17 protein-coding genes and 1 rRNA gene are annotated in these 17,530 nt (G+C 51.4%); 11 read left to right on the top strand and 7 right to left on the bottom strand.

Going from position 1 to position 17,530, the window contains the following annotated elements; translation table 11 throughout:
- The first annotated feature begins 168 nt into the window (after window positions 1–168).
- Window positions 169–280, top strand: a 5S ribosomal RNA gene (gene rrf, locus IZU26_RS04100).
- Between the two features lie 173 nt (window positions 281–453).
- Here the strand turns inward: rrf and IZU26_RS04095 are convergent.
- Window positions 454–1,251, bottom strand: coding sequence for a hypothetical protein (locus IZU26_RS04095; RefSeq protein ID WP_433276975.1), 798 nt, complete (start codon window positions 1,249–1,251; stop codon window positions 454–456).
- Between the two features lie 45 nt (window positions 1,252–1,296).
- Here IZU26_RS04095 and IZU26_RS04090 point away from each other — a divergent pair, with 45 nt between their 5' ends.
- On the top strand, window positions 1,297–3,126 hold the full coding sequence (locus IZU26_RS04090; RefSeq protein ID WP_433276973.1) for a hypothetical protein: 1,830 nt from the start codon (window positions 1,297–1,299) through the stop codon (window positions 3,124–3,126).
- Window positions 3,127–3,144: 18 nt separating this feature from the next.
- On the opposite strand, the gene IZU26_RS04085 is transcribed toward IZU26_RS04090, so the two are convergent.
- Together IZU26_RS04085 and IZU26_RS04080 are read right to left on the bottom strand one after the other, a co-directional pair.
- The gene (locus tag IZU26_RS04085; RefSeq protein WP_310824837.1) at window positions 3,145–3,699 is read right to left on the bottom strand and encodes an MBL fold metallo-hydrolase; all 555 of its coding nucleotides are present in this window, start codon (window positions 3,697–3,699) and stop codon (window positions 3,145–3,147) included.
- A complete protein-coding gene (locus IZU26_RS04080; protein ID WP_433276971.1) occupies window positions 3,696–4,361 on the bottom strand; it encodes a pentapeptide repeat-containing protein in 666 nt (221 codons plus the stop codon). The genes IZU26_RS04085 and IZU26_RS04080 overlap by 4 nt, the downstream gene beginning before the upstream one ends.
- Before the next feature lie 53 nt (window positions 4,362–4,414).
- On the opposite strand from IZU26_RS04080, the gene IZU26_RS04075 reads away from it, so the two are divergent.
- The 7 genes from IZU26_RS04075 to IZU26_RS04045 all read left to right on the top strand — a co-directional run bounded on the left by IZU26_RS04075 (window position 4,415) and on the right by IZU26_RS04045 (window position 10,198).
- Window positions 4,415–4,699, top strand: a complete 285-nt coding sequence (locus tag IZU26_RS04075) for a hypothetical protein (RefSeq protein ID WP_433276968.1) — start codon at window positions 4,415–4,417, stop codon at window positions 4,697–4,699.
- Window positions 4,696–5,535 (top strand): glutamate racemase, encoded by an 840-nt coding sequence (gene murI / locus IZU26_RS04070; protein ID WP_433276966.1) that lies wholly within the window; start codon window positions 4,696–4,698, stop codon window positions 5,533–5,535. The genes IZU26_RS04075 and murI overlap by 4 nt, the downstream gene beginning before the upstream one ends.
- A 149-nt stretch (window positions 5,536–5,684) precedes the next feature.
- On the top strand, window positions 5,685–6,311 hold the full coding sequence (locus tag IZU26_RS04065) for a DUF3261 domain-containing protein (protein ID WP_433276964.1): 627 nt from the start codon (window positions 5,685–5,687) through the stop codon (window positions 6,309–6,311).
- The gene (locus IZU26_RS04060) at window positions 6,308–7,516 is read left to right on the top strand and encodes a beta-ketoacyl synthase N-terminal-like domain-containing protein (RefSeq protein ID WP_433276962.1); all 1,209 of its coding nucleotides are present in this window, start codon (window positions 6,308–6,310) and stop codon (window positions 7,514–7,516) included. Before IZU26_RS04065 ends, IZU26_RS04060 begins: the two co-directional genes overlap by 4 nt.
- Before the next feature lie 61 nt (window positions 7,517–7,577).
- Window positions 7,578–8,081, top strand: a complete 504-nt coding sequence (locus IZU26_RS04055) for a 3-hydroxylacyl-ACP dehydratase (protein ID WP_431725228.1) — start codon at window positions 7,578–7,580, stop codon at window positions 8,079–8,081.
- Window positions 8,082–8,132: 51 nt separating this feature from the next.
- The gene (fabG, locus tag IZU26_RS04050; protein ID WP_310824846.1) at window positions 8,133–8,873 is read left to right on the top strand and encodes a 3-oxoacyl-ACP reductase FabG; all 741 of its coding nucleotides are present in this window, start codon (window positions 8,133–8,135) and stop codon (window positions 8,871–8,873) included.
- A gap of 62 nt (window positions 8,874–8,935) precedes the next feature.
- Window positions 8,936–10,198 carry a beta-ketoacyl-ACP synthase gene (locus tag IZU26_RS04045; protein WP_021331093.1) on the top strand — a complete coding sequence of 421 codons (1,263 nt, stop codon included), beginning with the start codon at window positions 8,936–8,938 and terminating at the stop codon, window positions 10,196–10,198.
- A 265-nt stretch (window positions 10,199–10,463) separates the two neighbouring features.
- On the opposite strand, the gene IZU26_RS04040 is transcribed toward IZU26_RS04045, so the two are convergent.
- Together IZU26_RS04040 and rpoN are read right to left on the bottom strand one after the other, a co-directional pair.
- On the bottom strand, window positions 10,464–10,757 hold the full coding sequence (locus IZU26_RS04040) for an HPF/RaiA family ribosome-associated protein (RefSeq protein WP_021331096.1): 294 nt from the start codon (window positions 10,755–10,757) through the stop codon (window positions 10,464–10,466).
- A gap of 338 nt (window positions 10,758–11,095) precedes the next feature.
- Window positions 11,096–12,562 carry an RNA polymerase factor sigma-54 gene (gene rpoN, locus IZU26_RS04035; RefSeq protein WP_433276959.1) on the bottom strand — a complete coding sequence of 489 codons (1,467 nt, stop codon included), beginning with the start codon at window positions 12,560–12,562 and terminating at the stop codon, window positions 11,096–11,098.
- A gap of 45 nt (window positions 12,563–12,607) precedes the next feature.
- On the opposite strand from rpoN, the gene IZU26_RS04030 reads away from it, so the two are divergent.
- Together IZU26_RS04030 and radA are read left to right on the top strand one after the other, a co-directional pair.
- Complete coding sequence (locus tag IZU26_RS04030) at window positions 12,608–13,924, top strand: DUF1015 domain-containing protein (RefSeq protein ID WP_433276957.1); 1,317 nt, start codon at window positions 12,608–12,610, stop codon at window positions 13,922–13,924.
- A 110-nt stretch (window positions 13,925–14,034) separates the two neighbouring features.
- Complete coding sequence (gene radA, locus IZU26_RS04025) at window positions 14,035–15,396, top strand: DNA repair protein RadA (RefSeq protein ID WP_433276955.1); 1,362 nt, start codon at window positions 14,035–14,037, stop codon at window positions 15,394–15,396.
- 220 nt (window positions 15,397–15,616) lie between these two features.
- On the opposite strand, the gene IZU26_RS04020 is transcribed toward radA, so the two are convergent.
- Together IZU26_RS04020 and IZU26_RS04015 are read right to left on the bottom strand one after the other, a co-directional pair.
- Complete coding sequence (locus IZU26_RS04020; protein ID WP_021331107.1) at window positions 15,617–16,948, bottom strand: TRAP transporter large permease; 1,332 nt, start codon at window positions 16,946–16,948, stop codon at window positions 15,617–15,619.
- A complete protein-coding gene (locus tag IZU26_RS04015) occupies window positions 16,949–17,446 on the bottom strand; it encodes a TRAP transporter small permease (RefSeq protein ID WP_021331118.1) in 498 nt (165 codons plus the stop codon). It lies immediately after the preceding gene.
- Between the last annotated feature and the right edge of the window lie 84 nt (window positions 17,447–17,530).

Here is a 17,530-nt window from a genome sequence, read left to right as displayed (position 1 = left end):
TAGCCGAGCAGTACTAATAGGTCGTGAGGCTTGACCATATTATCGTTCCCGTGCTATAGCGCGGTACAATAGACATACGAGCACATAAAAGCTCGTATGAAACGACGGCAGGCGCTTTGTTGTACGTCTGCCCCCTTCTTCCTGTTTCTTTTTTTACGGCAATTATTGCCCGGTGGCCATGGCGGGGAGGAAATACCCGTTCCCATTCCGAACACGGAAGTCAAGCTCCCTTGCGCCGATGATACTGCTTATCAAGCGGGAAAGTAGGTAGCTGCCGGGCTCCTTTTTTATATAATAATCGAGCAAAGCCCCCTATGTTGATTTTGACAATCTTACCACTGTAATCCGTTCGATAATACATCACACAGAAAGGGCTGTGCATACCGTTATAAAATTATTAATTCTATTGCCCTGTGTGCGCAGGACAAAATTTTCACTATTTTCAAATTATTATTAATTTCTATAACTTGTGTTTGAAGCGTCATTTGCGGTTTTTCTATATCGTTTTTCCGTTTTTACCCAAAGCGACGTGTGTACGCGCCACGTACGAAGCTCTATGCCGTCCGTATCGTCGGTATTCGCGGATGTGTCTTCTGTGTATTTGTCGGCGATCTTGTCGGCTGCATTTTCATCGTTTGCGGCTTTGCTTTCGCCGATCTCCGCATCCGCAATTCTGAACACGCTGCAAGAGCGCGGGAAGCGGGCGAATGAATTTTGTCCATTTTCGGCAGCGCGGGGTGAGCTTGTCTCTTCGTTCGTTTTTTTGACGGTTTGCGACAAATCTTCCTCTGTAGCATCTTTTTTATTTTGAGCGCTGCGCGAAGAGCCGATGCCGTTATCGGCGTTAAAGTTGTCGAGCGCGGCTCTTTTCGTATCGTCTGTTTGTTGCTCGCCGCATAGTTTCCCGGCAATTATTTTTCCGCAGGCGGCTTCCCCGTTTCGAAAGCGCAATCTTGCCGGGAAAAAAAATTCGCCGTTTGAAATAAAGGGCATACCGATCGTAAAGGACGCGATCGCATTTCGTATCGTTTTCAGCTGCGTCGCGTCGAGTGTCGTATTCACATTGCCGCCTGTTTGCATGATCGTATCGCTTTCAGCCGCGGGGTAATCGAAATTATTAAAAAACGCCCACAGCGGAAAGAGCGGAACCCAGCAAGGCTTTCCCGCTTCGGCATTAAGGCGTGAAAGAGATGCTTTTTGCGAGCGTGACAGGATGAGCGCTTCCGTCGAGTGGGGAATAACGGCGAACATGACCTCAGTATAGCTATTTTTATAAAAAAAATGTAGTATTGCCCGATGGTCTCTTTTTTAAAAAAATTAACAATAAAGCAAAAAATTCTTTTGGGCGTGCTTACGCTGGTGCTCGCGTTCGATATCGGTTTGCTTGCAAAAAAATATCTGTCGAAAACTGCTCCGCTTTCGCTCATCTTTCCGGAAGAGTTGAAAGTGCCGGAGTCGAAGCTTGCGGCTTTGAATGCAAACGCAAAATCAAAAAAGGCGCAGGCGGGTTACGCATATTATCGGTTTACGGAAGAGCAGCAGCATCTTGTCGATTCGTATATTGGACGTCGGGGCGATGCCGCGCTTTCGGTGCGCATACGGGTTTCGCATGAGGCGGCGTCAAGTGCAGATAAAGCGTTTATGCTCGGTTTTTTATTTGCCGACGATTTTACGGTTCGAGGCAGGCTGCAAAAGGAAATCGAAAAACGACCGCTTGCAAGTCTGCGCGTAAAAGAGCTTTCCGAATTCGCTCTCGCGTTTTCGTTTGAAAAAGATGAAATGAAAAACGGCAAAAATGTGCCGCACGGTTTTTTCGTGTATGCGGCCGTCCCTTCATCGATTATCCGTGCGGAAATTCGAAGAGGGGCGATAGGCTGGGATAAAAGCGTTTCCGTACCGTTCTTTGCTTTTGCGCCGAACGGAGGCGTCATGGATGAGACGCCCGCCGAAGCGGATTTTTCCGGCGCGTCGCTTGCCTTTCCGTCGCAGAATACGGATACCGCCGTGATGCCGAAAATCGTTGCGGCATTTTACGCCCCGGACGATTGGGGTACGGCGCAAAATTCGGTAAAGGCGGAGCTGAATGCGGGCGGTGAAAAGTTAATAATATATCGTACGAATAAAGTGCGCGCATCCGGCGGCGCAAAAAAAGTCTACGCGTACGATATACAGACCTCTTCCCTTGCAAATCCGTTTTCGACGGTTTCTTCTGTCGACCACAGAGACACACCTCCCGTCCTCATGATGACGAGGAACGACGTCAAAAACGAATTGAATACGGACGGAAAAATTTTTGCGCCGTTTATTACGGATCCGGGCTTAATCATTTCGTGGCCGCGAGCGAAGTGGCGCACGGGCGATTACGAGCTCTTCGAATGGGACAGATTTCCCGGCGTGCTCATCATCGATACGAAAGACTTTGCGGTGCAAAACGATTTTTTTAAGCGGCTCGCGTTTTTTTCAGAAAAGATGGGCTACCGCGGCAGACTCCTCGTCGACGATGTCCTTGAAACGATGCATGGCTATAACGCGCACGATTACAACGCCTCTTCTCTTGCATCGTTTTTTACAAAAGTCCGTGCGGAACATTTTCCGCTCAACGGGCGAGAGCTGCTTTTGCGCGATATCCTTCTTGCAAACGGTGTGATCGCCGACGACGGAGCGGTGTATACGGCGGGGAAGGGAGCGGTTATTTCGATTTCGCAGGAATCGCCCGAGTGGCTCCGCAGCCGCTTTATTGCGCACGAAGGATGGCACGGTATTTTTTTTACCGATGAAAATTTCCGTAACGCGACGGCGGCAGTTTTTTACACGATGGACGAAATTTCGCGTGATTTTTTGACGGGCTATTGGCATTCGCAGCAGACGCTCAATTACGATTTGAACGATGAATATCTCGTGCACAACGAATTTATGGCGTATATCATGCAGCAGGACGTTGCGTCTACGGCCGCGTATTTCGTAAACCTTGCGAATCGGGCGTCGGTGCAAAAAGCGATTCCCGCGCTCGCCGAGCACGTGCGCCAAACGCACGGTATTCCGTTTGAAGATGCGGCGAAAGTATTCGACGAATACGCATTCGACAACTGGGGGCTTTCGTGCGGCCGCGTGTGGCTCATCCGCTGATCCCCGTTTGAACGGCGTTCACCGGTTCAGCGATCGGCGTTCGGCACCGACGCAGGTCGGCGGCCCGTGTCCCGGCATGATGACGGTCGTGTCGTTTTCCGACAGTATTTTTTGTTCGATGTTTCGGCGGAGTACGAAATCGGAATAGCTGCTGTTCGTGCTTCCGATTTTTCCCGCAGAGAGGCTGTCACCGGTAAAGAGAATGTTTCCGATTTTGTAGACCATGGAATCGGCGGTGTGACCGGGCAGCGCCATATAGCGCACCGTAAGGCCCGCGATGCGGATTTTGCCGTCGCCCGTGATGACGTGCGTGTCGTTTCCGGCGACTTCCCAGTCGGCGGCATAGACGGCGGGCTTGTATATTTTGCGCAGCGTCTTTAGGCCGTGGACGTGGCTTCCGTGATTGTGCGTGATAAAGACACCCGCGAGTTTGTACGATTCGTCTTCAATGCGTTTGATGATATCGTCCGTAATTTTTCCGGGATCGATGATGATCGCTTCTTTAGTCAATTCGTTTTCGATGATATAGCAGTTTGAAAATCCGCCGATATTGAGATGAAAATATATTTTCATACGGTGCCCCTGCTTATCGGTTCGATTCCCTGAAAGAGTTCGCTGCCCTTGCGGTCGAAAACGGCTTCCCGCGTATTCGACATTTTCATCGAAACGTTTTCACACGTGCATTCGAGAAAAAGCGTATTTTTAATATTGCAATTTCGAAGCGATGTGTCGACGAGGTGCGCACCGATAAAGCGCGAATTGTAAAGATCGGAATCGTCGAACGAAGATTGAAAGGCCTGTACACCGTTGAAATTGTTCTGCACCATATCGCTGCCGGTGAATATCGTGTGCGAAAACGTACAGCAGGCGAACGACGTAAACTGCATAGTGGAACCGGCGAGCGTGCAGTCGCCGAACGTCGCAAAATCGAACATGCACAGTTTGGCGCGCAAGCCTTCCGAGCGCAGATCGCTGAATGTGCAGTATTGAAAATTACAGCCGTAAAATCGCTTGTTCGATAAATCGATATCGCGGAACATAATGCCTGCGGTGTTTAAGCCGACTATGACGTCATGCTTTTTAATATAATCGTAAATCGCTTCTTTTGTGCGTCCGGGATCCGGCGTATGATTGAGACAGTATCCCCGCTTTTCAGTCATGCCGTTCGTTTCATCGAAAACGGAAAGCGAAAGATTTTTGCACGAGTGAACGAGACACTTGTTCAGCGTAAACATGATTTTATCGTACGCTATTGCGTTTGTTTAGTCAAACGATTACAATCGATTACATGTGTTGGAAGTGCAAGCGCACGATATGCAGTTCCGAAAAAATATTCAGAACGTCGGTATGTGAATTTTGCGGAGCCGATTTGCATGTCTGCCGCAACTGTACGTTTTATTCGCCGGGCGCGCATTACGATTGCCGAGAAAACGTGGAAGAGCTTGTCGCCGACAAAGAGAAGGCGAACTTTTGTGCAGCGTTTTCACCGCGCGCCGATTTTGTATCCGGCGACGACAAAGCGGCAAAAGCGCGCGCCGCGTTCAACAGTTTATTCGGCGGTATCGTATTATGAATTTTGCATTTTTGGATTCGGGTACCGGCGGTATTCCGTATATGCTCCGACTCAAACGGCTCGCCCCCGACGCAACCTGCGCCTACCTTGCCGATACCGTGCATTTTCCGTACGGGGAAAAAACCGTTCCCGAAATAATCGCATACGCGACTGCCGCCGTTTCGCGCATCATCGATGTGTGGCGGCCGGAAACGATCGTCGTCGCATGCAATACCATTTCCGTGTCGGCTCTCGCTTCACTTCGCGAACGCTTTCCCTTCGTTCCGTTTATCGGTACGGTGCCTGCGATAAAGCTCGCCGCCTCGGTGACGAAAAATAAAAAAATAGGCTTGCTTGCGACGAATGCGACCGTGCGCGACGCATACATACGCGAGCTTGAAAAAGGTTTCGCATCCGGCTGTACGATCTATTCGCGCGGAGATGCAGCTCTCGTTTCGTTTATCGAACGGAAGTTTGTTACCGCCGACGAACACGAAAAGATTGAGGCGGTTATGCCCGCGGTCGGCTATTTTGCGGAAAAGGGCTGCGACACGATTGTGCTCGGCTGCACGCATTTTACGCATCTTGCGGATATCATGCAAAAGGCTGCGGGAAAAAACGTAAGCGTCGTCGATTCTCGCGACGGCGTTGCGCGCCATGCGATCGAAGTGCACGGCGATTTTATTAATTCGAAAAAAGAAAAAAGCGGAAATATTCTCACTGCTGCCGCCGATTTTCTTTCGGATGTGCCGGACGAATCGTTTTTCGTTACCGGCGTTTCGGACGATAAAGCGAAAGCGTATTATCAGGCGTTTTGCAAAATGCTTTCGATACCCTTCGGCGGCATACTTGCCTGAAGCGGCACCGTTTGTATCCGCGTACCGATGTATTAAAAAATCGACAGTTTCCACGATACCGCGCCGAAGTTTTTTTCGATTCAAGACGGTGTTTTATGAGTGTCCGAATGAGTTTGACAAAGCACGCCATACAATTTACAATAGCGAACATGATTACGCAAAAAATGCGCGCGGCGGGAAAATCGCGTTTAGGTATGCACACGGCCGAAAAGGCAATGTGTGCTGCGGTTTTGAGTTCGATGATTATCGTTTTCGCTTCCTGCGTTTCGGTGACAACGCGCTCCTTGCGTTATCCGGTGCACGTGACGAATACGCGCGTCGTCGATCTTCTTTTGCCCCGAGATATCGCTTTTCCGATCGACGCTCTGTATATGTTTACCGCGAGTTTCGGCACTTCATCCTTTTATATGCAGGCGTTTATACAGGCGAACGAAGGCGGCATTTTTATTAATCTGCTGAATGATTTCGGTTCGGATATGGGCACGCTTACGTATACGGGCAATGAACTTTCGCTTGCGTCGTCGGTGCTGCCGGCCTCTCTCAAAGCGCAGTATATCGTTGCGGATATTCAATTCGCCTATTACGATGCGGGCGCGGTCGCCGAATCGCTGCGCCGTGCGGGGCTCGATTTTATCGTTACGAAGGACGACGGCATGGAATTGCGCAGGATTATGAGCGGCAAAAAATGCATCGAAGAGATATCGATTACATCTTCTTCGGTGAGCATCATCAACCATCTCCGCGGCTATGAATATCATCTCACGGAGGCGTTGTGACGGATCCGGTGTATCTTTCAAAGCCCGGCGTCGTGTGTGCGGCGGGTTCTTCGGTCGATGAATTGTGGCGCTCGTGTGTTGCAGGCGATCGATCGGGCATAAAAAAACTACGCGCTCTTTCCGGCAAAGAATTTTTTGTCGGTCGGGCGGACGACGGGGTCTTGCGCAAAACGGCGGCACGCTTCGATATGCGATGTATCCGTCTCGAAGATGCGGCGCTCGTACAAATCGAGCGGGAAATATTGGGCGCGCTTTCGGCGTACGGCGCTTCTCGCGTCGCCGTCTGTGTCGGCTCGTGCGACAACGGTACGGAGCTTTCGCTTCCCGCTCACGCGGCTTTTATCGCGGACGGAGCCTTTCCCGCAGGGTATACGCTTGAAGTGCAGGGCGCGGATTACGCGGCGACTTACGTGTCGGAAAAGTACGGCATATGCGGACCCTCGCTCGCATTCAGCACTGCGTGTTCGTCGAGCGCCGGCGCGATTATCAAAGCTGCGGAATTGTTAAAAAGCGGACTTGCGGACGCGGTGATTGCAGGCGGTGTCGATGTCGCATCCGATACGGTGCTTCTCGGTTTCGATTCGCTCGAAGCCGTTTCGCCGGAGATAACAAATCCGCTCAGCGCAAACCGGAAAGGCATCACGCTCGGAGAAGGGGCGGCGTTTTTCGTTATGACGAGGGATGCTCCGAAAGAGGGCGCACTTGTGCGGCTTTTCGGCTGGGGAGAAAGCGCGGACGCCTATCACATGACGTCCCCCGATCCTTCCGGTGCGGGAGCCGCGCGTGCAATGAAAGCGGCGCTCGCCCGTGCGAAACTCATGCCCGATCAAATCGACTATATCAATCTGCACGGAACGGGTACGAAATTCAACGACGCGATGGAAGCGAAAGCCGTCGCCGAAGTGTTTGCCGGTCACTCCGTTTCCGTCGGTTCTACGAAACCGCTTACGGGGCATACGCTCGGTGCGGCGGGTGCATTGGAAGCTGCAATATGCTATACTGCATTGGTTCAAAACGCGGAAAAAACCGGAGACGATATCGCACTGCCGAAACACGTATGGGACGGCGAGTACGATCCGGATCTGCCGCCTTTGAATATTGCGGGTGCCGTCGGTGCAAAGCAGACCGGGCGTGTAAAAATCTGTATGTCGAATTCCTTTGCGTTCGGCGGTGCGAATGCGAGCTTAGTGCTGGGTTTGACGTGATTGTGTCCGGTGAACCGCGATCGCGCAGTGCAGCGTGTACGGATAGAAAAACAGGAGAACTATGGAAAGCGAAACGATACGTGAAAATTTGCCGCAGCGCATCGAGCGCGACGCGCTGATCGATCTCTTGCCGCACAAGGGAAAGATGTTTTTGCTCAGCCGCGTAACGCAGCACGACACGGAAGCGCATACGATTACGAGCGAATACGATATTACGCCGGAGTGCATCTTTTACGAAGCTGCGTCCGACGGCGTGCCGACGTGGGCGGGCTTCGAATTTATGGCGCAGGGCATTTCGGCGCTGACGGGCATCACGAATAAAGCGCTCGGCCGTTATCCTCGTCCCGGTTTTATTTTAAGCGTCAGCAAATTCAAAGCGGCCGTTCCGTATCTGAAAAGTGGCACGACGATCGTGATGAAGATAAAAGAAGACTACCGCGCCGAAATGACGTACAGCTATAACTGCGAACTTTTTGCATCGGCGTCGGACAGAGAGCCTGCCGTTTCATCGACGATCACCGTTATGGAAACGGAAGATATTATGAATTTGTTTAAAGACGAATAACCGATAAACGATTTGCCGCAAGCGGTGCGGTGAAAATCACGAGGAGTTTTTATGGCGGATGAAGCGAAAAAAATAATCGTTACCGGAGCGTCGGGCGGGATCGGCCGCGCGATCGCAGTTGAAGCGGCGAAAGCCGGCTACTATGTTATTTGCCACTACAATCATGGAAAAGAAAAGGCGGAAGAAACCCTTTCTCTGATTACGGCTTCCGGCGGAGAAGGTGAGCTCATACAGTTCAACGTCGCCGACAGAGCGGACTGCAAAGCGAAGCTCGATGCGCTCACTGAAAAACACGGAGCGCTGTGGGGCGTCGTGAGCAATGCGGGCATCACGCGGGACAACACTTTCGTCGGATTGACCGGAGAGGATTGGGACGCGGTTATCCGCACGAATCTCGACAGCTTTTTCAACGTGATTCAGCCTCTTGTCATGCCGATGGCGCGCAAAAAGAAGGGTCGCATCATAGCCGTGTCGTCGGTGAGCGGCATCATGGGAAACCGCGGACAGACGAATTACAGCGCGTCGAAGGCGGGGATCATCGGAGCGGCAAAGGCGCTTGCCGTCGAACTTGCGAGCCGCCACATTACCGTAAACACGATCGCTCCCGGCGTTATCGAAACGGATATGACGGCCGCGATCAACGAAGAAGCGAAAAAGATCATCATGCAGACCATTCCGATGGCGAGGGCGGGAAAGCCCGAAGAAGTCGCGTCTCTCGCGGTGTTTTTGCTGTCGGAAAGCGCATCGTATATCACGCGGCAAGTGATCGCCGTCGACGGCGGCATCCACTGAATTATTAATTAATAATATCTCGCCGCAGGGAAAACGCGGCGCGATATTGCGTAGGAGACAATATGACGTATACAAAACCGAACGGAAAGCGGCGGGTCGTCGTAACGGGCGGCGGTATGCTGACCGCTCTCGGCCGCGACTGGCAGACGGCTTTTGCAAAGCTGCAGTCCGGTAAAAACTGCATCAAATATATGAGCGATTGGGAACGCTACGAAAAAATGAACACGCGCCTTGCGTGCCCGTATGAAGAAGCGCTTCCGTCGTTTCCGCGGAAAAAGATCCGCGGTATGGGACGCGTCGCGCTGCTTTCGCTTGTTTCGACGGAAGACGCACTCAAAATGGCGGGATTGTTAAAAGACGACGGAGACGTCATCGATGAATTGAAAAGCGGCCGCACCGGCATTTCGTACGGCACATGCATGGGAAGCATGGACGCGATTATGGATATCGCCGACATGATGGAAACGGGCGACACGTCGAAGCTCGATTCGCAAACCTATATCAAAGCGATGCCGCAGACGAACGCGTGCAATTTGAGCGTCTACTATCAAATACGCGGGCGCATCATCGTAACCGATACCGCGTGTACGTCGGGAAGTCAGGCGATCGGTTATGCCTATGAAGCGATCGAAGACGGCAGGGCGGAAATCATGATTGCAGGCGGTGCGGAAGAACTTTCCCCTCCCGATGCGGCGATTTTCGATACGCTCGGCGCTACGAGCATCCTCAACAAAACGCCCGAAGCGACGCCGAAACCCTTTGACAAAGACAGAGACGGCCTTGTTATCGGTGAAGGAGCGGGTACGCTGATTTTGGAAGATATGGAACACGCCGTAAAGCGCGGTGCGAAAATGTATGCTGAAGTCGCGGGCTTTGCGACAAACGCGGACGGCACGCACATCACGAGTCCGAACGCTGCGACGCAGGCGCTTGCGCTTTCGATGGCGCTTGAAGACGCGGGTATCGACGAAAGTAAAATCGCTTATATCAACGCGCACGGCACGGCGACGAGTCACGGCGACATATCGGAATCGCAGGCGGTGTATTCGGTGTTCAACCGTGCAGTGCCGATCTCTTCGACAAAGAGCTTTATCGGCCATACGCTCGGCGCGTGCGGCTGCGTGGAAGCGTGGCTTACGATCAATATGATGAACGAAGGCTGGTTCCATCCGAACTGCAATCTTACAAACGACGATCCCGAATGTGCGCCGCTCGACTACATCAAAGGTGCGGGGCGTGAAATCTCGTGCGACTGTGTTATGTCGAACAACTTCGCGTTCGGCGGCGTGAACACGTCGCTCGTATTCAAAAAGATCGAAGGTTAAAACTGAATGTCTGAAATAGCGCCGTTCAATTTAACTTCGAGTTTTCTTCGAAAACTCGCGGATATACGTGCGCGCCGCTTGAAACTTCGCGCTTACGCGCTCGTTGCGAGGCTCGCGCACCAATGCGGCATTTTCGAAAGTTGACACTTCCTGCAATGCCGCATTTTAAGGAAGCGTAAGAAGCTTGCCGTATTCGCCGTACTGAGATGGGGGCTGTCGTAAACACGATAATAATTTTTGCGACAGCTCCCTGTTTCTCCGATTATTATTTCGTGTGATCCTGAATCTTGTCTTTTTCTTTTTTTATCTTCGTATCGAGGGTGTCCATAAGTTTGTTGAGGCCTGCATCGAAACTGTAATCTCTGCTCGTTACATGTCCCTGCGTGCCCCAGCGGAAATTGAACGTCGCGTCGAACGAATACTCTTTGTCGTATTTTACCCGCATGGTAAAATCGACGATCAGATCTTCGGCATACGCGATGCGCTTCAACTTTGTTTCAATCATGTCGGACTGTTTTTTTTCAAAATCGAAACCGACTGCCGATACGTTTTTTGTCATGCAACGCTCCTGTCAGTATGTATTGAAGCCTGAAACACAGGCTGCGGCATTTGTACCGCCGCTTATAGTATACAACGGAATATGCGAAAAAGCAAAATAAAAATAACGGCAGCATACGTATTCGCCGATGCTTTCGGACGACGCGGATCGGAAGAACCCGCCTTCCGTACTTCGGTAACCCTCATCCGCGCTCCGGCGCGGACGCTTCGCGGTACTCCACGCGGGCGTAGGTCGATCGTACCGTATACGACAGGAAGTCGCTGAAAACCGAATTTTGAAAACATTCGAATATATGAAAACGGTACCGGCTGCCTGTGCACCCCTTTTGATCGGCACCGCTATTTTTTCGGCGCTTTTCCGCGTGTGTATGACGAGCCGATCGCAAGCTGTGCGCGGTATTTTGCGACGGTGCGGCGCGCGACGTGTATGCCCTGTCTGGCGAGTTTTTCGACGAGCTCTCTGTCAGACAGCGGTTTTTTGCCGCTTGCGCGGTTTTCGATAAGCTGGCGCAGTGCGAATTTTACTTTGTCCTGCGAATTCGTAAAAAAATATTTCAGCGGAAAAAGCTGTCCCCACGGCGTCTGCATGAATTTTTCGTTTGCCATACGCGACACCGTCGATTCGTTGACGCCGAGTATGCGCGCCGTTTCGCTCTGCGTAAGCTCTTCGAGGTAGCCTTTTCCGTGCGATGAAAAAAAACCGATCTGCGTTTTGACGATGATTTCGCACGACTGCAAAAGGAGCGATTTGCGGTATGCAAGGCTGTCCAAAAATTGCTCTGCGGCTTTTAGATTTTTTTTAAGCTCTTTATGGCGCTGCGCGTTGAAACCCGGAACGATTCGAACGGAGGGAATAGCGCCTTTTGCGAGCGTTATGCGGAAATACTTTTCGTGCGTATTTTCCACGAACATTTCATTTTCATCGGACGTGTTCGGCACTTCTCCCTCGGCTTCGGTCACCGAAATGTCGGGCGAAATGTAGTGCGTCGGCGCTTTGCCGTAGCCCTGCGCGGGATACGGATTCAAGCGCGAGATAAACGCGATCGCTTTTTGCACATCATCCGAACTTACCTCAAGCGAATCGATCGCTCTCTCGCCGCCGAAAGATTCGCGCTTCGACGCTTCCTGCAATTTAATAATTTTTCGTTTGATGCGCTCTATATCGGGTGTCGCGTCGTTCGAATACAGCACGTCGATGTGTCCGTCGAGTATAAAAAGCGCGAGCGGCGGGGCGTCGCCTGCGATTTGCGCCTGCACGTAGAGGCTCTCTTCCATGTCGTTGCAGCACGTGCCTTCGGGATCCATGCACCGGATGATGTGCAGCATTTTATCGAGCATAGCCGTATTCTGTGCCGGGCGCGACTTGTCGAGCAGTGACGCGGGAGCGAGGATGTGCCGGCCGTTTTCGTTCAGGTTTTCGATGAGCGCTTTTCCGAGCGATTTTTCGTCGGGCGAAAGTTTCATTACGTTCAGCTGAAACAAAAGGTGTTCCTGCAGCGTTTCCCGCGTATCGGCGGCGTTTTCGTATGCATCCTGAAATTTTTGTGCCGCTTCGTTGCCCGCTGCGGACGCGTAGGAAGTGCGCGTGTTTTCGTACGGAAATGAACTGCGCGGTGCGGCCGTTGCCGCCGCATCATCGCGTACGATTTCGAGTGCGGGATTTTCGTTTACCGCTTTGCGGATTTCGGCGTTCAAATCTTCACCGCTCATCGCGAGCAGTTTCAGCGACTGAATCTGTTTTTGCGACAGTACTTGCCGCTGTACTTGCGAAGTCTGCTGCACTTGTCCGTAAAAAAGATCGGGCATAGCTTAAGTATAGCACAAAAAAATACTTGGCGGTATACTTTCCGCATGAACACATTTTCGGATTTTGCCCTTTCCGTGCCCGACATTTTGCTGCCGAAAAACATCGACACGGCGAGCTGGTCGTGCATCGCGTGCGATCAATATACGCAGGACAGAAATTATTGGAAAGAGGCGGAAAAAGCGGCGAGCGGAAAACCGAGCGCGTTGAACCTCATTTTGCCGGAAGTCTATCTCGGCGACGGCGATAAAGAATCGCGTATTGCAGGCATACAGGCGGCGATGAAACGCTACATCGATGACGGCCTGTTTGAAGAAAAACACGGCTTCGTCTACGTCGAGCGCACGACGGCGTTCGGCCGTATGCGGCGCGGTCTTGTAGGGGCAATCGATTTGGACGGCTACGAGTGGAAGCCTTTTTCAAAAGCGCTCATCCGTGCAACCGAAGCGACGATCCCTTCGCGCATTCCGCCTCGCAAAGCGATCAGGAGCGGCGCCCCGCTCGAAGCACCGCACATTATGCTCCTCGTAAACGATGCGTCGGATTCCCTTGTCGGAGGTGCGGGAGCCGCCGTCAAAGCGTCCGGAACCGTTCCTCTTTATTCCGGACATCTCATGATGAAAGGCGGAAGCATAGAAGGCCGGCTCGTGCCGGAATCTTCGGAAGGCGCGATACTCGCGTCGCTTGAAAAAATCGCAAAGGCGAACACCGAAAGCGACGGCAGCGTGTTTATGTTTGCCGTCGGCGACGGAAATCATTCGCTTGCAACCGCAAAAGCCGTGTGGGACGAATACAAACAAACGCTCGGCGAAGATGAGCGGAAGACGAGCCGCGTGCGTTATGCGCTCGTCGAAATCGTCAACATATACGATGAGGGTCTTACGTTCGAGCCGATCCACCGCGTGCTGTTCGGAGCGGATGCGGCGGAATTGATTTTGCGCCTGACTTCTCAATTCGGCGGAGAGGTCGTGCAGTGCCGATCGGGCGAAGAGCTCGAAACTGCCGTAAAAAAATCGAGGGCATCGTTCGGCTTTGCGAGCACATCCGGCGGAAAGACGTCGTACACGCTTTTAAAAACGAATATTTCTTCGCTCGCGGTTTCCGCTTTTCAGCCGGTCGTCGACGATTATATAGCCGAAAAAGCGAAAGCCGGAATCGACATAACGATCGATTATATTCACGGGGACGCGGAAACGATGCGGCTCGGCGCAGAGGAAGGCACGACGGGCATTCTCCTTCCGCCGATCGACAAGACGAGCTTTTTTGCGACGATCGAAAAAAACGGGCCGCTCCCGCGAAAAAGTTTTTCGATGGGCGAAGCCGATGAAAAGCGCTTTTACCTCGAATGCCGAAAACTGTTTTAGCGGGAATCGCCGCGTTCGGACGGAATAGTGCGCTTGTGCTCGGCCGGATCGCGCGGGATCGAAACGTATAAAAATTAATAATTGTTAAAATTATATTTACGGGAATTGCGATGGCGAAAAAATCCGGTACGATCGTGTACAAGTGCTCATCCTGCGGTTATTCGCAGCCGCGCTGGCTCGGCCGCTGTCCGCAGTGCGGCGAATGGAACACGCTCGAAGAATGCATCCTCGACACGAACGTCGTAAGCCCTGCCGGTGTCGGTCTCTCCGTTTCCGAGCGCGCAAAGCCCGTGCCGCTTTCGCACGTGGACGCAAAGGCCGGTATGCGCCTTGCGACCGGCATCGCGGAATTCGACCGCGTGCTCGGCGGCGGAGCTGCGATGCGTTCCGCTGTTCTTATCGGCGGAGAGCCGGGCATCGGAAAATCGACGCTGCTTTTGCAGACGGCTTCTCTCGCGGCGAAAGCGAACGGCAATGCGATGCGCGTACTCTACGTGTCGGGCGAAGAGTCCGCCGCGCAGATAAAAGAGCGGAGCGAACGGCTCGGCCTCGCTGCCGCCGGCATCGAGCTTTTGTGTACGATGCGTCTCGAAGATATGCTCGCCGCGCTCGATGCGCAAAATCCCGTACTCGTGATCGTCGACTCGATTCAAACGACGTATTCGGTGCAGGCCGGTTTGATTCCGGGAACGGTCAATCAATTGAAATACTGCGCGAACGAATTGATAAGCTGGGTCAAAGAACGCGACGCCGTTTTAATAATGGCCGCGCACGTGACGAAAGAAGGGTTGATCGCCGGCCCGAAATCGCTCGAGCACATGGTCGACACGGTGGTTTCATTCGAACGCAGCAACGACGAATACCGCTTTTTGCGCGCGGCGAAAAACAGGTTCGGTTCGGTCGATGAAATCGGCATCTTTGAAATGACGGAAAAAGGCTTGACCGAAGTCGCCGATCCGTCGGTGCTCTTTATCACGAGGCGCGACGGCAAGCAGCCCGCGGGCGTTGCATGTACCGCCGTGTTCGAAGGCAGCCGCGTGTTTATCGTTGAAATACAGGCGCTCGTCGTGCCGGCAAAGGCGTCTCTTTCCCGCGTCTACAGCGATAAAATCGATTCGGCGCGCGTTGCACGCGTGGCGGCAGTTCTCGAAAAACGGACGGGCTTGCACTTTTCCGATCAGGATTTATACATCAATGTGGCAGGCGGTATGCGCTTGACGGAAGGCGCGATCGATGCGGCACTTGCGGCGGCACTGTATTCGGCACGCACAGACATCGCGCTCGCAGCCGAAACGGCGGTGATCGGTGAGCTGAGCCTTGCCGGAGAAATTCGCCCCGTGCCGCGATTGACGCAGCGCGCAAAGACGGCGCAGAATATGGGCTTTTCGACGGTTATCGCGCCGGAAAAAAGCAAGGGCGTCTCTCAGGCGCGCGACGTAAAAGAGCTCGTAACGCTCCTGTTCGGAACATAACGAAAGAGCCGATTGCGCGGGGCGGCCGTACTGTAAAACTGCCGGTACGGAATCACTCCGCCGGAAAGAGCGAAAAAACCGTACTCACGATACTTTCGAATTCGATCTAATTGATAATGCGATAATCGGTAATTAACAAAAAGCTGTCCGAAAATTAAGGTTTAAAAGCGCCACTGAAATAGCGTGGCGCTTTTAATTTCGGTATATCACCGTTTTTTTACTATCGGCGCAGCAGATTCGGCAAAAACAAAATAAGCTGTGGGAAGCAGTTCATCACAAAAACGGCAAGGATCATTACAAGTACAAGAGGTGCCACTTCTTTTACCAAACGCTCCAATTTAACACCGCCTATATCGCAAGCAACAAACAAACACAAACCGACCGGAGGTGTGTTATGACCGATAGCAAGCGAAATAACCATAATGATGCCGAAGAAAAGCGGATCTATATTCAAACTGATCAAAATCGGATAAAAGATAGGCGCAAGGAGTACCATCGCTGCAGAATTATTTAAAAAAGTTCCGACAACAAGCAAAATTAAAATCATGAACATTTGAACGATAATCTGATTGGTCGAAACGGTTAAAATAGATGCTGCAAGATTTTGAGGAATCTGATAGCTGACAAGGATATAGCTGAGTATATCGGCGGTTATCATTAAATACATAATAACTGCAGTTGACCGCGCAGATTTAAGAACAAGTTTATATATATCGCGCCAATGCAATTCTTTATGAATAAAAATACCAACTATAATGCCGTATATAACTGCAACAGCGGCCGATTCGGTAGGCGTAAAAATACCGCAATAAATACCGCCGAGGATAATAATAGGCATCATAAGAGCAAAGAAGGCATCTTTAAAAGATTTCCAGCGTTCGGCTCCGGTAAATTTCCGCGCGCTTTTGTATCCGCGCTTTTTTGAAATAACATATTCCGGTATAATCAATACCAGACAAATGATAATACCGGGAACGATACCGGCAATAAATAAATCGCCGATGGAAACCCCCGTACTGACGCCGTAAAGGACCATAGTTAAACTGGGCGGAATTATCAAACCGATTGTCCCCGAAGCCGCTACAACCGCACCTGCAAATGCAGGATCATAGCCGCTTTCTTCCATTTGTTTGATCATAACGCCGCCGATAGCCGCCGTAGTTGCAGGTGCCGAACCGGAAACCGCCCCGAAAAAAGTGGAAGCCACGGTTGCGACAAGCGCCAAGCCGCCGGTAACGTGACCGAGAAAAGCTTCAGCCAAACCGACCAAGCGCTTCGACACTCCACCCGACGCCATAATATTGCCGGCAAGAATAAAAAACGGTATGGCCATGAGTGCCGAACCGTTGGACGAGTTAAAAGTCTTTTGCATCAATTCGCTGATGATATCCGAGCAATCCCAATACAAATCAGATGCGGATAAAACGCCGGCAAAAAATTCCGAAAGCGGCCCCATAAGAGAAGCAAAGACACAGGTCAATCCCAGCGACACCGCGATAGGGATTCCCATAAGCAAAAAAATAATAAAAAATAAAGCAAGATATAAGCCCATTTACTTTTCTCCCTTTGTCGTAATCGCTTTTAAAAGTACTTCAATCATCATTAAAAGCGAAAGTGCACTGCCGACGGGAACGATCATAAAAATCCATCCGAGCTTCAGCCACCCCATCGAAGGCGACACACCGCCGAGTGCAAGAATATCACGGGCAAGCGGATAGGTATAAAAGGTCATAACACAGAGAAACAGAATAATCAGTATATCCGCTGCAATTTTAATACCTTTTTTCAGCGCACCGTTTTTTATCGCATCAAGAGCCATAGACATGTTAATATGCTTTTCTTCACGATAAAGAAACACGGCGCCGAAAAAGATAATGCCTGAGAAAAAATATGTTGCCAATTCCTCCGACCACGAAAGCGGTTCTTTAATAATATAGCGATAGATGACCTGTACAAAAATCAACAGTACCATTCCCGACATAAAAAAAACAAGGGCAGCTTGGGTAATTTTTGTAATAAGATCGTTGATAATTTTAAGTGCTTTAAGCATAAGCGACCTCCGGCTGATGGTAAAAAGAATAAAATCACGGAACAGAGAAAATATTTTTCCGTTCCGTGAAAATTACATACGGGG

The sequence above is a fragment of the Treponema sp. SP13 genome (assembly GCF_050938355.1).
Lineage (GTDB): Bacteria > Spirochaetota > Spirochaetia > Treponematales > Treponemataceae > Treponema_D > Treponema_D socranskii.
This window is presented reverse-complemented; position numbering and strand designations above follow the sequence as displayed.